At 62.8% G+C, this 15,763-nt stretch carries 13 protein-coding genes; 10 read left to right on the top strand and 3 right to left on the bottom strand.

Annotated elements, in window-relative coordinates; genetic code table 11:
• The first annotated feature begins 191 nt into the window (after nucleotides 1-191).
• Together NE850_RS09005 and NE850_RS09000 are read left to right on the top strand one after the other, a co-directional pair.
• A complete protein-coding gene (locus tag NE850_RS09005) occupies nucleotides 192-1,412 on the top strand; it encodes a helix-turn-helix domain-containing protein (RefSeq protein ID WP_310698652.1) in 1,221 nt (406 codons plus the stop codon).
• A 31-nt stretch (nucleotides 1,413-1,443) separates the two neighbouring features.
• Nucleotides 1,444-2,076: a DUF5074 domain-containing protein gene (locus tag NE850_RS09000; protein WP_007178187.1), complete on the top strand. Its 633-nt coding sequence runs from the start codon at nucleotides 1,444-1,446 to the stop codon at nucleotides 2,074-2,076.
• A gap of 65 nt (nucleotides 2,077-2,141) precedes the next feature.
• On the opposite strand, the gene NE850_RS08995 is transcribed toward NE850_RS09000, so the two are convergent.
• A complete protein-coding gene (locus NE850_RS08995) occupies nucleotides 2,142-3,032 on the bottom strand; it encodes a LysR family transcriptional regulator (protein ID WP_007178188.1) in 891 nt (296 codons plus the stop codon).
• Nucleotides 3,033-3,149: 117 nt separating this feature from the next.
• Here NE850_RS08995 and NE850_RS08990 point away from each other — a divergent pair, with 117 nt between their 5' ends.
• The 3 genes from NE850_RS08990 (at nucleotide 3,150) to NE850_RS08980 (ending at nucleotide 6,732) form a co-directional block, all read left to right on the top strand.
• Nucleotides 3,150-4,028 carry an NmrA family NAD(P)-binding protein gene (locus tag NE850_RS08990; protein WP_007178189.1) on the top strand — a complete coding sequence of 293 codons (879 nt, stop codon included), beginning with the start codon at nucleotides 3,150-3,152 and terminating at the stop codon, nucleotides 4,026-4,028.
• Nucleotides 4,029-4,252: 224 nt separating this feature from the next.
• Nucleotides 4,253-4,930 (top strand): hypothetical protein, encoded by a 678-nt coding sequence (locus NE850_RS08985; RefSeq protein ID WP_007178190.1) that lies wholly within the window; start codon nucleotides 4,253-4,255, stop codon nucleotides 4,928-4,930.
• A 293-nt stretch (nucleotides 4,931-5,223) separates the two neighbouring features.
• Entirely contained in the window at nucleotides 5,224-6,732 is a 1,509-nt protein-coding gene (locus NE850_RS08980; RefSeq protein ID WP_007178191.1) for an MFS transporter, read from the top strand.
• Nucleotides 6,733-6,757: 25 nt separating this feature from the next.
• On the opposite strand, the gene gudD is transcribed toward NE850_RS08980, so the two are convergent.
• Nucleotides 6,758-8,107: a glucarate dehydratase gene (gudD, locus tag NE850_RS08975; protein ID WP_165189210.1), complete on the bottom strand. Its 1,350-nt coding sequence runs from the start codon at nucleotides 8,105-8,107 to the stop codon at nucleotides 6,758-6,760.
• 377 nt (nucleotides 8,108-8,484) lie between these two features.
• Between gudD and NE850_RS08970 the strand changes: the two genes are divergently transcribed.
• The 5 genes from NE850_RS08970 (at nucleotide 8,485) to NE850_RS08950 (ending at nucleotide 13,029) form a co-directional block, all read left to right on the top strand.
• Entirely contained in the window at nucleotides 8,485-9,195 is a 711-nt protein-coding gene (locus NE850_RS08970; RefSeq protein WP_007178193.1) for a FadR/GntR family transcriptional regulator, read from the top strand.
• Nucleotides 9,196-9,541: 346 nt separating this feature from the next.
• Nucleotides 9,542-10,048 (top strand): DUF2844 domain-containing protein, encoded by a 507-nt coding sequence (locus NE850_RS08965; protein WP_157187723.1) that lies wholly within the window; start codon nucleotides 9,542-9,544, stop codon nucleotides 10,046-10,048.
• Between the two features lie 30 nt (nucleotides 10,049-10,078).
• Nucleotides 10,079-11,404, top strand: coding sequence for a DUF3443 domain-containing protein (locus tag NE850_RS08960; RefSeq protein WP_007178195.1), 1,326 nt, complete (start codon nucleotides 10,079-10,081; stop codon nucleotides 11,402-11,404).
• Between the two features lie 171 nt (nucleotides 11,405-11,575).
• Nucleotides 11,576-12,394: an alpha/beta hydrolase gene (locus tag NE850_RS08955; RefSeq protein WP_310698651.1), complete on the top strand. Its 819-nt coding sequence runs from the start codon at nucleotides 11,576-11,578 to the stop codon at nucleotides 12,392-12,394.
• Nucleotides 12,395-12,798: 404 nt separating this feature from the next.
• A complete protein-coding gene (locus tag NE850_RS08950; RefSeq protein WP_007178197.1) occupies nucleotides 12,799-13,029 on the top strand; it encodes a hypothetical protein in 231 nt (76 codons plus the stop codon).
• A gap of 107 nt (nucleotides 13,030-13,136) precedes the next feature.
• Here the strand turns inward: NE850_RS08950 and NE850_RS08945 are convergent, their stop codons facing one another.
• Nucleotides 13,137-15,365 carry an NADP-dependent isocitrate dehydrogenase gene (locus NE850_RS08945; RefSeq protein ID WP_007178198.1) on the bottom strand — a complete coding sequence of 743 codons (2,229 nt, stop codon included), beginning with the start codon at nucleotides 15,363-15,365 and terminating at the stop codon, nucleotides 13,137-13,139.
• Between the last annotated feature and the right edge of the window lie 398 nt (nucleotides 15,366-15,763).

Genomic DNA, 15,763 nt, shown 5'->3' with positions numbered 1-15,763 from the left:
CGTCAGCGCCTTTTCGGCTTCGAGCAATTCGAGCCGCGCTGCAAACCATGCTTGCCGTGTGCCGATGGTGTGTGTCGTCGCCATGCTTCTCTCCTTGGTTCGCTATGCGAAGTGCTGCGGGGTGGTCGTGCTAGATTAGCCTCCGGCTTCGAACCACGGGAGTGACAAGTGTGGCGGGATTCGCGTAAATCATGGACTCGCTAGTGACGGCAGCAGCGCGCGCGCTTGCAGCGGGCGATCCGCTCGGCGCGCTGAACCGGGTGGCGCTGCGCAACGACGCGCCCGCGCTCGCGCTGCGCGGCATCGCTATGGCGCAACTCGGCGATCTGGTCCGGGCGAAGGCGCTCGTGCGAAGCGCTGCACGCGCGTTCGGTGCAAAGGAGCCGGTGGCGCGCGCGAGATGTGTCGTCGCCGAGGCCGAGATCGCGCTCGTCTCGCGCGATCTGAACTGGCCAACGAAAGCATTGGAAGCCGCACGCGCCACGCTCGAAGCGCACGGCGACCGGCTCAACGCCGCGCATGCGCGCTATCTCGAAGTCCGGCGCCTGCTGCTGATCGGACGCCTCGACGAGGCCGAACGCGCGCTCGCCGGGCTCGACCCCGCGCCGTTCCCGCCGGCCTTGAGAGCCGCGCATGAACTGGTGGTGGCCGGCGTCGCGCTGCGCCGCCTGCAGACCCGCGCAGCACGCGCCGCGCTCGAACGGGCCGGGCGCACAGCACGTCTCGCGAGCATTCCTGCACTGATAGCGGAAGTCGAGAACGCCTCGCTCGTTCTGAACGCGCCGGCGGCGCGACTGCTCGCGGGTGGCGAGGAACGCCCGCTGCTGCTCGACGAGGTGGAAACGTTGCTGGCATCGAAGGCGTTGATCGTGGACGCGTGCCGCCACGTGGTACGCGACGCGGGCGCGGTAATCCCGCTCGCCGGTCGCCCGGTGCTGTTCGTGCTCGCACGCGCGCTGGCCGAAGCGTGGCCGCAGGACGTGCCGAGAGATGTGCTCGTCGCGCGAGCCTTCCGGGCCAAGGTTGCCGATGAATCGCACCGCGCGCGCCTGCGGGTCGAGCTCGGGCGGTTGCGGTCGGTGCTTCGCACCGTGGCCGGCGTGAACGCCACGCGGCGCGGCTTCACGCTCGTGCCGCAACGCGCGCAGCAGGTGGTCGTGCTGGCGCGGCCGCTCGAGGACAGACATGCGCCCGTGCTTGCGTTGCTCGCCGACGGCGAGTCATGGTCGAGCTCGGCCCTCGCGCTAGCGCTTGGCGCGAGTCAGCGCACCGTGCAGCGGAGTCTCGATACGCTCGCGGCGCAAGGCAAGGTGCAGTCGTTCGGCCGAGGGCGGGCGCGTCGCTGGATGACCCCGCCCATGCCCGGATTCACGACGACCTTGTTACTCCCCGCCCCGTTGCCGATTGATTAGGATGGCAACACGAAAACAGGAGGGAACGAACATGAAACAATCAGCCGCCGAAATCATCGACGAATACGGTCCTTTTCCGGGCGTCGAAAAAGTGCATGGCGTAACGTACGACGGCCAGCATGTCTGGTTCGCGGCGGGAGACACGTTGAACGCGTTCGACCCGCAGAGCGGCAAGGCGCTCCGCTCGATCGACGTCGCCGCGCATGCGGGAACAGCCTTCGACGGCCAGCACCTGTTCCAGATCGCCGAAGACCGTATCCAGAAGATCGATCCCGAGAGCGGCCGCGTGCTCGCCACGATTCCCGCGCCCGGCGGCGGAGGCGACTCGGGCCTCGCCTGGGCTGAAGGGACGCTCTGGGTCGGACAGTATCGGGAGCGCAAGATCCATCAGGTCGATCCGCAGACGGGCGCGATCCTGCGCACCATCGAGTCCAACCGCTTCGTGACGGGCGTCACCTGGGTCGACGGTGAACTTTGGCACGGCACGTGGGAAAGCGATGAAAGTGAATTGCGGCGACTCGATCCACGCACCGGCGAAGTTCAGGAGCGGCTTGAAATGCCGCCTGGCGTCAGCGTGTCGGGACTCGAATCCGACGGCGGCGATCGCTTCTTTTGCGGCGGCGGAAGCAGCGGCAAGGTGCGAGCCGTGCGACGTCCCAAGTGAGGTTGCGGGGTGCGAGCCGATTCCGGGTGATTCCACACACAAGCCGTGTGTAATCGGCGCCTCTATCAGCCGGGTTTCCGCTCGCGCCCCGGCAAATCCTGCAACAGGTTCATGAACGCGCGCACTTTCGCACTCAAAAGGCGGCGCGAGTTGTAGAGCGCCCAGATCTCGACCGGCGGCCCGTCCGCCACTCCCCAGCAGACAAGCCGCCCCGCCGACACATCCTGCTCGACCAGCAGCCTGGGCAAGAGCGCCGCACCTACACCGTCCACCACCGCGTCGCGCACCATCAGCAGCGACGAGAATCGCAGCACCGGCTGCGGCGCGAGCGACTGCAGGCCGCCTGGCGTGTGCACCGTCCAGATCTCACCCGGCAATTCGGAAGCCCGCACGATCGCGGGCACCGGCAACGCGGCGGCGCCGCCTGCGAAACTGGAAGGCATCGACATGGCGGGCGCCGCGACCACGAGCCGTTCGTCGCCGAAAATGCGCCGCCCCACGAGTTGCTCGTCGCGCGACGGATTGATGCGGATCACGAGATCGTAGCCGTCTTCCACCGGATCGACCACGCGGTCTTCCGCAATGACTTCCAGCTCCACCTGCGGATAGGCCAACGCAAAACGCGCCGCGATCCGGCCCAGCACCACATGCGCGAACACGACCGGCGCGCTGATCCGCAATCGCCCGCGCGGAACCGGCGCGCGCGACGCCACCACTTCCCCCGCCTCCTGGATCTCCGCCATCAGCCCGCGCGTGCGCTCGTGCAGCACGAGACCTTCTTCCGTCAGCCGCAATCTGCGCGAGCCGCGCTCGATCAGCCGCACGCCGAGCGCTTCCTCGAGTTCCGCCACGCGCCGCGACAGCGTGGCCTTGGGACGGTCGAGCGCCCGGCTGGCTGGGCCGAATCCGCCGTGCAGCGCAACCGCATTGAAATCGGCAAGTGACGTCAGATCCATGATCGTTCCAAATATGAGACGAGGTGTCTGAATTTTTGCACTATCGCCGCCCAAATGGAACATCTATTGTTCGTCTACGGGCTGGCTTCCAGCCCATCCAACCCTTGGAGAAAAGTCATGGCAATTCTCGTAACAGGCAGCACCGGCGTGGTCGGTAAACAGGTTCTCGAACATCTGGCCGGTAGCGGCGCGCAAGTTCGCGCGCTGACTCGCTCGCCGGAAAAAGCGCAATTCCCGGACGGCGTCACGGCGGTTCAGGGCGACCTCTCCGACGTGGACGGATTGCGGCGCGCGATGAACGGCGTCAGCACGCTGTTCCTGCTCGCTCCCAATGCCGCGGACGAACTGACGCAAGCGCTGCAGACCCTGAGCGTGACGCGCGAGGCTGGCGTGAAAGGCGTGGTTTATCTGTCGGTGTTCAAAGGCGCCGACTATGTCGACGTGCCGCATTTCACCGGCAAGTACACCGTCGAGCGCATGATCGAACACTGCGATCTGCCCGCCACGGTATTGCGTCCTGCGTATTTCATGCAGAACGACGTGCGCCAGAAAGAGCCGTTGCTGACGCACGGCGCGTACGGCATGCCGATCGGCGCCAAAGGCATTTCCATGGTCGATGTACGCGACATCGGCGAGGCCGCCGCGCGCGAGCTGCTGCGCCGCGAGCGTGCCGCAGACCGTTTGCCGCGCGAGACGTATGCACTGGTCGGCCCTGACGCGATCACGTCGCAAAGCGTGGCGTCGATCTGGGCTGAAGCGCTCGGACGCGCGGTGCGCTATGGCGGCGACGATCTCGATCTGCTGGAACAGCGTTTGAAGGCGGCCGCACCCGGCTGGCTCGCTTACGACATACGCCTGATGATGAGCCGTTATCAGCAGGACGGCGCGGTCGCATCCAGAGCGGAGATCGATCACCTGGCTGCGCTGCTGGACCGGCAGCCGCGATCGTATCGGGACTTCGCGAAAGAGACAGCGGCGGTCTGGGCGCAGGGTTGAGCGACTGAGACGGGCGACCAGGCAATGGGTCGCCCGATTCGACGTAGCGCGGCTATTCGATATTCGGTTGACTGTCGCATTGTCTGAGCGCCATCAATTAAACGGACGCTAAAGTTTTTTTCTCCTCTGTCGTTTACCCGGCATGCGCCGAGTGCCACATCAATCACGCCGCATAAATAACTCTAATCTGGCTCAAGTACAAACCACATTCCCTTCAATCCGTAATGAAAAAAACCATCGCAATCTTCGCCATTGCCGGCACGTTATTGACTTCAGGCTGCGCGACAGTTTCCAACATGTCGCCCACCACATCGACGGGTTCGGTCGACACGACGAAAAACTCGTACGCGTTAATGACGGTGACACTCAAGAACGCATATCACACCAGTTATCAACCGAGCCCTATCGTCGTGAATATGGAGCGCGGTTCGGCAGACTCGCGAGAAGACCGGCTGAATTTCAAATTCGACGATCAGGCCACCACGACGAGCGACACGGGTAATCACTATTTCATTCGCCTGCCGTTGGCGCCGGGTAAATATGTGATGCGCGGCATTACCGGCCAAAGCGGTATATTCCCTTTCCGCGGCATGTTCTTCACGCCGCTTCACGAAGTGGTCGAAATCAAGCCGAATTCGATTGTGTATCTCGGCCATATCGACGCTACGGTTGTCGAACGTAAAGACGGCGAACTGCGCGCGGGACCGGTCATTCCGTTGATCGATCAGGCGGCTACGGGTTTCAGCGGCGGGACGTGGGACGTTAGCGTGACCGACCAGTTCGACGACGACGTGACCGCGTTCAAGAAGGACTTTCCGGCACTGACCAATGCGTCGATTGAACGCGAAGTGCTGCCTGCCTGGGACAAACAGAAAGCAACCGAGTGGTGGAATAACCACTGATTCGACGCAGCAACGCTGAACGGCGCGCCCCTGCAATCGGCGGCCTGCGCTTCGCTTCACCCACCATGCCGTGCCGCTGCGCACGGCATTTTTTTCGCCCGACAATTCGTGGGAATAGTTTCGAATAAGGGGAAACCCGTATAATTCCCGCAAGAGGTCAGACAACTAGAGGACACCCGTCGTCAAGACCTTGGCCCGCGACAACCGCGCAGCGCCGCCCCTGAAAAGCCTTCTCTCCCAGATCCGTGAATCCGACTGCCACTGCCCTGCCTTTCCGCAACGCTCTGTTCGCCATGCTCGGCATCGGGCTCGTCAATATGCTGGTCGCACTCGACCAGACAGTCGTCAGCACTGCGCTGCCTTCCATCGTCGCCGAACTGCACGGCTTCGAGTATTACGCGTGGATCGCCAGCGCGTATTTGCTGGCCTCGGTGGTGACGGTGCCGGTGTTCGGACGGCTCGGCGACTACTTCGGCCGCAAGCGTTTCGTGATCGCCGCGGTCATCACGTTCACTATCGCGTCGGTGCTTTGCGGTGTCGCGAACGACATGCGGTTTCTCGTGATCGCGCGCGGCTTGCAAGGTGTCGGCGGCGGGATGATGGTCGGCACGGCGTTCGCGTCGATACCCGACCTCTTTCCCGATCCGCGCGCGCGCGTGCGCTGGCAGGTGGTGATGGCGGCAGCGTATGGCATCGGCACGGCGGCGGGGCCGTCGCTCGGCGGGTGGATGAGCGAACACTGGGGCTGGCGCTCTACCTTCCTGATCAATCTGCCGGTCGGCGCGGCCGCGCTCTATTTCATCTGGGCGCACCTGCCGAGCTTCCGCCGTCCGCATGAAGGCGACGTGAAGATCGACTGGCTCGGCGCGGTGCTGGTCGCCGCCGTGCTCGGCGGGCTGCAGGCTTTTATCGAAGCAGTGCCGAAAGACGGCCTGAGCGCCGCCAATCTCACGCTGGCCGTCTGCGTGATCGCCGGCGCGATTGCATTGCTGGTATGCGAAAAGCGCGCCACGCATCCGATCATTCCGCTCGACCTGTTCAGGGATCCGCAACTCGTCACGCTGTTCACGCTCGGCATGCTGTCGGGCTTCGTGATGTTCTCGCTGATCTTCTTCGCGCCGCTGCTGCTGCAAGGCGGCTTCGGTCTGTCGCCGCAACAGGCCGGCCTGCTGGCCACGCCGATCGCCGCCTGCATCGCGCTCGGCAGTCTGCTGAACACGCGCATCGTCATTCACATGAAGAAGCCCACGCAGATCCTTTCGATCGGTTTCGCGCTGCTGTTGTTCGCGTCCATTGCGCTAGCGTTTGCGAATCCGGACACGCCGCATCTGTGGATCGAATTGCCGATGGCCGCGGTCGGCATCGGCCTCGGTTTCATCCTCAACAATCTGAACGTATTCGGCCAGGAGATTGCCGGACGCGAGCGCTTCGGCATCACGACGGCGCTGCTGCAATCCACGCGCATGGTGGGCGGGATGCTGGGCACGAGCATTGTCGCGACCGTGGTGTCGCATCATTACCGCAACGTGGTCACACGCACGATGAGCGTGCTCGGCGAGCCGGCCGCCTCGCAATGGCGGCCCCGCTTCGTCGACCTGCGCATTCTGATCGACGAAGCGTCGCGTCTGAAGCTGATCGCGGATATGAAGCCGTCAGGGCTCAATACGCTCGCGTTGATCGACACGGCGCGCGATGCGCTGGTGCAGTCCATTCACATCGGCGTGTGGCTGACGGCGGTCGCGGCGCTGGCGGCCGCGCTGCTGGTGCAGCGCATCTCGCATGTGGTGTTTCGCAAGAGTTAAAGGCGCCGGCCGGATCATCGCTGGTTCAGCGCATGAGGCACGGGCGCCTGTTATCGAACTTCCAGTTCGGGACCAGATACTGCATGGCCACGCCGTCGTCGCGCGCGCCCAGGCCGTGCTGTCGATACAGCGCGTGCGCCTTCCCGATCTCATCCATATCCAGTTCGATGCCGAGCCCCGCGGCCTGCGGCACCTTGACCTTGCCGCCGACGATCCGCAGCGGCTCGCGCGTCAAACGCTGGCCGTCCTGCCAGATCCAGTGCGTGTCGATCGCGGTGATCCTGCCCGGCGCGGCGGCCGCCACATGGGTGAACATGGCGAGCGAAATGTCGAAGTGGTTGTTCGAGTGCGAGCCCCACGTGAGGCCCCAGTCATTGCACATCTGCGCGACGCGCACCGAACCCTGCATGGTCCAGAAGTGCGGATCGGCCAGCGGGATATCCACGGACTGCAACTGGATCGCGTGGCCCATCTGCCGCCAGTCGGTCGCGATCATGTTGGTCGCCGTCGGCAAGCCGGTCGCGCGACGAAACTCGGCCATCACCTCGCGGCCCGAATAGCCGTTTTCGGCGCCGCACGGATCTTCCGCATAGGCCAGCACGTCGTGCTTGTCGCGGCACAGGCGCACCGCTTCCGCCAGCGACCAGGCGCCGTTCGGGTCGAGCGTCACGCGTGCGTTCGGAAAACGTTCGGCGAGCGCGGTGACCGCTTCGATTTCGGCGTCGCCGGACAGCACGCCGCCCTTGAGCTTGAAGTCGTTGAAGCCGTAGCGCGCCTGCGCGGCTTCGGCGAGCCGTACGACGGCCTCGGGCGTCAGCGCCTGCTCAGTGCGCACGCGCTCCCAGTCGTCGCGGCCATCCGCGCCGCTCGCATAGTCCAGGTCGGTCTTGTTGCGGTCGCCGATATAGAACAGATAGCCGAGCATTTCCACTTCGTCGCGTTGCTGACCTTCGCCGAGCAGCGCGGCGACGGGCACGCCCAGATGCTGGCCGAGCAGGTCGAGCAATGCGGCTTCGAGCGCGGTCACCGCGTGAATGGTAGTGCGCAGATCGAACGTCTGCAAACCGCGGCCGCCGGCGTCGCGGTCGGCGAATTGCGTGCGCACCTTGTTCAAGACTGCTTGCAGATTGCCGATCGACTGACCGACGACGAGCGCACGCGCATCGTCGAGCGTCTTGCGGATGCTCTCGCCGCCCGGCACTTCGCCCACGCCGGTATGGCCGGCGCTGTCGCGCAAAATGACGATGTTGCGCGTGAAGAACGGGCCATGCGCGCCGCTCAGATTGAGCAGCATGCTGTCACGGCCGGCGACAGGCACGACGCGCAGTTCGGTGACGACCGGCGTGTGGTTCGCTTGGGAAGGTTTCGTGGACATGATGTCTCCAGGTTTGGTCGTTCAGGCGGTCTGATCGAACGCAATGTGGCGCATTCAGGGTTTCTGGCTTGCCGCACGCAATATGTTGTACGATGACAGTCTACTGTGATTTGATAAAACGCGCCAATGCGGTGTTTACCCTGCGTGAACACGACCACTACGCCTCAGCTAAGGCGCCCTCGGCTCCCAACATTCGAGCAACAGGCCAAAAAATAAGACGTCCGACAACTAGAAATAAGGAGACAACTTGCATGTCACAGGCAACTCCGAAATCCCGCTGCCCGAAGCGCTTGGGAGGCAGCAATCGAACCCGCCCATCTCCCACCAGACGCTATGATCGCTAAGTCAATACGTCACACAATCAACCCGCCACAGAAATGAGCAGCCTGACTGAGAAGGTGGTGGCCGCCCTGTCCGACGAAATCCGCCGTGGCATCCTGAGGCCGGGCGACCGCATTCCCACCGAGGTCGCAATGATGAAACAGCTATCGGTGAGCCGATCCGTGGTCCGCGAGGCAATTTCGCGCCTGCAGGCCGCCAATGTCGTCGAGACGCGTCATGGCATCGGCACGTTCGTGTTGGCGCCGGCCACGGAAAGCCCCGTGAAGTTGCCCGCCGCCGATCTCTCCAACATGCTGGACGTGATGGCGATCATCGAATTCCGCATCGACGTCGAGGCCGCCTCCGCAGCCCTCGCCGCCGCACGGCGCACCGACCAGAACCTCAGGCAGATCCGCGGCGCGCTGGAGCGGTTCGAGTCCGAACTCGAACGTGGCAGCACCGATACGCTCGCGCACGACATCGAGTTTCATCTGCAGATCGCACGCGCGAGCGGCAATCGCTATTTCTTCGACGTGCTCAGCCAACTCGGCCGGGCGGTAAGTCCACGCACGCGGCTCGGCTCCGCTGAGATCGCGGAACTCGACCATATCGAGCATCTGCGTAACGTGCTCGGCGAGCACCAGATGATCTATCGCGCAATCGAACGGCAAGACCCGGACGACGCACGCGCCGCGATGCGCATGCATTTGAGCAATAGCCGCGAACGATTGCGCCGCGCCCACGAATTGAGCAGAACGGACGACTGAGTCGGCCGCGGGCAGCTATGTATCCGGTTGCATGTGATTGCATGCGATTGCGTCGTGCAGAAATACTAAAGTACCCGTTTCGATGCAGCGTGGATGGAGAAGCGCGGCCGGACATTGCCGCGCGCCGCAGAGGGGAGACTTTCGTCGCGATGCTCATCGAACAACTCGGCGTGGATTGAAGTTGAATGCCAACCCGATGCGCGTTGCCTTTCATTTTCAAACAGAGCCCAATTACTTCCATTAATCGTCTGATTTAATTAAACGCGCTCGCGCTAATATCGGCTTTGCGCGAGCTCGAGGATAGAAAACGTTCGCGCGTATTCTCCAAAACTTCAAAAATGAAAAAATGCTAATGAGTCAGTTTCGAATGCTCGCGATCGCCGCAGCGTCGTTTGCGATGGCCGCTCCCTCGCATGCGGCATTAGGCGGCGCACCAACCTATCCGGTAACGGCCAGCAGCACGAACGCAGGGGCAGCCAGCCAGAATAGCGCGGCGGTCGCGCGCTTCGCCGCCAGCGCCAGTACTGCCTCCACGAACTACACCGTGAGCCAGACAACCCTGCCATCGGGCACCGTGGTAAGCGAGTACATCGGCGCGGGTAACACCGTGTTCGCGCTGAGCTGGCAAGGCCCGACCATGCCGCCGCTCAAAACGCTGCTCGCCACCTACTTCCCCTCCTACGTGCAGGCCCTCACCGACGCCCACGCCACCCAGGGCGGCGGCTACGGACCCGCCGTCGTTCATCAGTCGGGGCTGGTCGTGGAAACCGGAGGCCACATGGGCGCCTTCGTGGGCCGCGCCTATTTACCGCAAGCGCTGCCGCAAGGGGTGAGCGCGGACGACATCAAGTAACTCATTAAAATCATTAGAGAGAGAACAACAGTGCGCAAAATCGCAAGGATTATTGCCGCGGCGCTCGGGCTCGGGTTGGCACTCAATCTTGCCGGCTGCGGCGGCGGTGGCGGTGGCAGCAGCACACCGACGGCCAATTCGCCGGCCGCAACGAATACGCCCGCGCCATCGGGCGGTACGACTTCCAATCCCGTTATCAGCAACCCGACACCCAACGTGCTCGCCGTCGACGCGTCTGCCGTGCCCACGCCGGTGGGCGCGGGCAATACGATGCTGGTGACGGTAAGCGGAACGGGCATTCACAATCAGCCGATGGTCAGTGTCAAGATCTGCGCGGGCGGCTCCAACGCGGGCACGAGCTGTGCGACGATTCCGAACGTGATCGTCGATACGGCGTCGTTCGGGTTGCGTCTGGTTCGCTCCGCGATCCCGAATGCCACCTTCACCGCGCTCGCCGCCGAAACGGATCAATCGAGCGGCCTGCCGCTTGCCGAATGTGCGTTGTTCGGCAGCGGCTATGCATGGGGCTCGGTGCATACCGCCGACGTGGCGCTATCGGGCGAGATTGCGGCTTCGGTGCCGATTCACGTGATCGGCGATCCCGCACTGACCGTGGCCGCGCCGGCCGAATGCCAGGTGGGCCGGCCGCTGGCGAGCGCTGCCGATATCGGCGCAAACGGCATTCTCGGCATCGGCGTGAGTCCGACGGACTGTGGTTCACTGTGTGAGCTGACGGCGCGCCCGCAGTTCTATTACACCAATGCCGGCAACGCGACTTCGGTGCCCGTGAGCAAACAGATCACCAATCCGGTTTCGCGCTTCGCGCAGGATAACAACGGCGTGATTCTGGAAATGGCGCAGGTATCGGATAGCGGCAGCGCGACGGCTCAAGGCACGCTGGTGTTCGGCATCGACACTCAGGCCAATAATGTATTGAACGGCACCGGCGCTCCGATTCTGCGGACCGACCTGAACGGCGACTTTACGTCCACCTATAACGGGAGCGTGTTTACCGAGACGTTCTTCGACTCGGGCTCGACGGTGCTGTTCTTTCCGGATACGACGATCGCTCGCGACGCGTCGTCCGGATACTACATTCCGGCCGCGACGGTGGGCCGCACCTCGACGCTGGAGGGGACCAATCCGGCGAGCGTGACGCTCGGCTTCAATATCGGAAACGGCGCGACACTGAATGCATCGGGGAACAATGCGTTCAACAATCTCGGCATCTATATGACCCGCCAGTTCGACTTCGGCCTGCCGTTCTTCTATGGCCGCCATGTGTACTACGGCATTTCAGGCCGGGCATCGAGCGGTGGTGGGACCGGCCCGTACGTCGCATACGTTTCGAGCTGAGTGTTTTGTCGTCAGATCCCGTGCGATCGCTATAGAAAAGAAATCAAAGCCGTTCAGATCGCACGGGCTATTCATTACGTCGTGCCCAGACACAGAAACTCGTAGGACGGTTGATCTCCCGGCCGCAACGCTGGCAACCTAGCGAATTGCCACGCAGCGGAGACCACGGCGATGGAACCGTCCACCCAGGCGCACGACGACAACCTCGAACATTTCGAAGCACACGGCGCGGCGCCTCTGCCGGTCCCGAACGGAGAGGGCTACGTCGAGCATGAAGGCGCGCGAATCTGGTACGCGTCGTACGGCGCCGGCGTGCCGGTGATTCTGCTGCATGGTGGCCTCGGGCACAGCGGCAATTGGGGCTACCAGTTGCCGGCGCTGCTCGGCGTGGGGCGCCGCGTGGTGGTTGTCGACAGCCGCGGCCACGGCCGCAGCACCCGCGACGCGCGGCCCTACCGCTACGAGTTGATGGCATCCGACGTGCTGGCCGTCATGGACGCGTTGCAACTCGAACGGGCCGCGCTGGTGGGCTGGAGCGACGGCGCCTGCGTGGCGATGGTATTGGGCATCACCGCCGCGGACCGGGTGGCGGGCGTGTTTTTCTTCGGCTGCAACATGGACCCGAGCGGCACGAAGGCGTTTGTGCCAACGCGGACGATCGAGCGCTGTTTCAGCCGCCATGCAAAAGACTACGCGCAACTATCGGCGACACCGGATGACTTCGAAGCGTTTGTCGGCGCCGTCAGCACGATGATGAAAACGGAGCCCAACTATTGCACCGACGATCTGGCTCAAGTCCGTGTGCCGGTCGCCATCGTGCAAAGCGAGCATGACGAATTCATCAAGCCGGAACACGCCGACTATCTCGCCCGCACCATTCCGGGCGCGGAACTGATCCTGCTGTCCGGCGTGAGCCATTTCGCGCCGCTACAACGGCCGGCGCAATTCAATCGGGTGATGCTCGACTTCCTGCGCCGGATTGGCGGCTGAACGAAGCGGCTGAACGGACAGTGGCCTCGCGGTGTGCTTTGCCATCCGGCCGCAAGGGGGCGGAACCCTGCCGACCCCTAAAATTTCACGATGCGGAATGATCGATTGCTTCGTAAAAAATCGTGGTGCGTGGCACAAATCCGGCATTTCGCAATGTCGCCTCGCGTTGCACATCACGAAACTATGACTGTAAGTCTTTATTTTTAAACGATAATTTTTGATAGAATGAAGCGTCCAACAACCACTTGCTCCGCTGCCTGCTGACGTAGACTCTTTTACAAGAGCCGGCGCTTCAATAGGCGAGCCAGGTTGGACGAGACGGAAACCCTGTCTGACGGTTCCCAACCTCGCGCACGAAGCCGCCCCGGCACCGCGGTTTTTAATTGGCAATTGGGAGACTAAAAATGAAAGGCTTTCGCTTTGGTTCGGATCAGGGAGCGTTCTACATTTTGCCGGGACAGGACGGCTGGGAAGCCACCTACGGCAACGAAACGCTCGGCGAGTTTGCGAGCCCGCAACAGGCAGCCGACGACCTCGCACGCGGCTTGATCTGCCCGCACCTTCCAGACGCCGACGACACGGCGACGCTCGAAATTCCAGAGAAGCTCAGCGACTGGGAAATCGTTCACGTGTGATGGCAGGTATGGCCGCTGCCCACGTGGAAACAAAAATGACGATGGCGCTCGAGAGCGCCATCGTCATGCTTACCACTTACTTCATTGCTGCACGCTTCTTCAGCGTCTTAAGCAATCGCGTCCACGATCTTGTTCAGCGTGGCGCTCGGGCGCATGGCCTTGCTCGTCAGTTCGACATTCGGACGATAGTAACCGCCGATGTCTACCGGCTTGCCCTGTGCCGCACCCAGTTCTTCGACGATCTTCGCTTCGCTCTCAGCCAGCGCCTTCGCCACGCCGGCGAACTGTGCCTGCAACGCGGCGTCTTCGGTTTGCGCGGCCAGTGCTTCCGCCCAGTACAGCGCGAGGTAGAAGTGGCTGCCGCGGTTGTCGATACCGCCAACCTTGCGCGCCGGCGACTTGTCGTTGTCGAGGAACTTGCCGGTTGCCTCGTCCAGCGTTTTGGCCAGAATCAGCGCCTTCGGGTTGTGATACTCATTGCCCAGATGCTCGAGCGACGCGGCCAACGCCAGGAATTCACCCAGCGAATCCCAACGCAGGAAACCTTCTTCAACCAGTTGCTGAACGTGCTTCGGCGCCGAACCGCCCGCGCCGGTTTCGAACATGCCGCCACCTGCCATCAGCGGGACGATCGACAGCATCTTCGCGCTGGTGCCCAGTTCCATGATCGGGAACAGGTCGGTCAGGTAGTCGCGCAGCACGTTGCCGGTGACCGAAATCGTGTCCTTGCCGGCGCGGATACGATCGACCGAGAACTGCGTCGCTTCGACCGGCGTCATGATGCGGATGTCCAGACCGTTGGTGTCGTGATCCTTCAGGTAGTGTTCGACCTTCTTGATGATCTGGGCGTCGTGCGCGCGGACCGGATCCAGCCAGAACACGGCGGGCGTGTTGGAGGCGCGAGCGCGGTTGACCGCGAGCTTGACCCAGTCCTGAACCGGCGCGTCTTTGGTCTGGCACATGCGCCAGATGTCGCCCGCTTCCACCGCCTGTTCGAGCAGCACCGTGCCGGCTGCGTCCGTTACGCGAACCACGCCGTTTGCCGGGATCTGGAACGTCTTGTCGTGTGAACCGTATTCTTCGGCGGCTTGCGCCATCAGGCCGACGTTAGGCACCGTGCCCATCGTGACCGGGTCGAACGCGCCGTGCTTCTTGCAGTCTTCGATCACCACCTGATAGACGCCGGCGTAGCAACGGTCCGGAATCACGGCCTTGGCGTCGTGCAGCGCGCCGTCCGCACCCCACATCTTGCCCGACTCGCGAATCATGGCCGGCATGGACGCGTCGACGATCACGTCGCTCGGCACGTGCAGGCTGGTAATGCCCTTGTCCGAATTGACCATGGCCAGCGGCGGGCGCTGTTCGTATTGCGCCTTGATGTCGGCTTCGATCGCTTCGCGCGTTTCGGCCGGCAGATCTTTCAGGCGCGCGTACAGGTCGCCGATACCGTTGTTCGGATTGAAGCCGGCTTTCGCCAGCACGTCGGCGTACTTGGTCAGCACGTCTTTGTAGAACACCGACACCACGTGGCCGAAGATGATCGGATCCGACACCTTCATCATGGTGGCCTTCAGGTGCACCGAGAACAGCACGCCCTTCGCCTTCGCGTCGGCGATTTCCGCCTCGATGAAGCTGCGCAGCGCGTTTTTGGACAGCACCGAAGCGTCGATGAGCTCGCCCGCCAGCACCGGCGTCTTTTCTTTCAGGACCGTCTTCGAGCCGTCCGCGGCCGTCAGTTCGATCTTCACCGCGCCGGCTGCCGCGATCAGCGCCGATTTTTCGCTGCCGTAGAAGTCACCGTCGCTCATGTGCGAGACGTGCGACTTCGAGTCCGCGCTCCAGGCGCCCATCTTGTGCGGATGCTTGCGTGCGTAGTTCTTGACCGACAGCGGCGCGCGGCGGTCCGAATTGCCTTCGCGCAGCACCGGGTTGACCGCGCTGCCCTTGATCTTGTCGTAGCGGGCCTTGACGTCTTTTTCGGCGTCGGTCGTTGCGACGTCCGGATAGGCCGGCAGCTTGTAGCCCTTGTCGCGCAGTTCCGCGATCGCGGCCTTCAGTTGCGGCACCGACGCGCTGATGTTCGGCAGCTTGATGATGTTCGCTTCCGGACGCGTGGTGAGTCCACCCAGTTCCGCCAGATCGTCGGAACCCTTCTGTTCCGCGCTCAGGTAGTCGGGAAATGCAGCGATGATCCGGCCGGCGAGCGAAATGTCGCGCGTTTCAACGATCACGTCGGACGAGCGCGTGAACGCCTTGACGATCGGCAGCAGCGAGTAGGTCGCCAGAGCAGGCGCTTCGTCAGTCAGGGTGTAGATGATCTTCGGCGATGTGGACATGTTCGATGCTTTGCTAGGTGAAGTGATAGACAGAGCGTTTGGTAGCGCTGAGCCGGCGAGGTTGCGACGAAGCAGCAAAACGCAGCGCGAGGCTCGGCACTACTTTTTACGGCCAGGACGTCAGTATATGCGTGTTTTCCTCTATTCGCTGCGAAACAAACATATCCAGAAACTGCGCCCAACGGGGTCGAGCCCCGCTGGATAAGGCTTACGGCCATCTGCCCTATGCCATAAGACAGATGTCTTATAGATGACCTGATGTACGAAATAATTTGTTAATGCGAATCAGATGCATTACCATTCGACCGTTCCTTTCAGTTTCACCCATTTTTCTGACAATCACTCGCTAGAACGGCGCAGTCTTCGCACAGCTTTGGTGCGCAACTGCGCCACCTGCC

The sequence above is a fragment of the Paraburkholderia sp. USG1 genome (assembly GCF_031570135.1).
GTDB classification, from domain to species: Bacteria; Pseudomonadota; Gammaproteobacteria; order Burkholderiales; family Burkholderiaceae; genus Paraburkholderia; species Paraburkholderia dioscoreae.
Note: the sequence above shows the minus strand (reverse complement) of the source record. Positions and strands in the feature narration are given on the sequence as shown.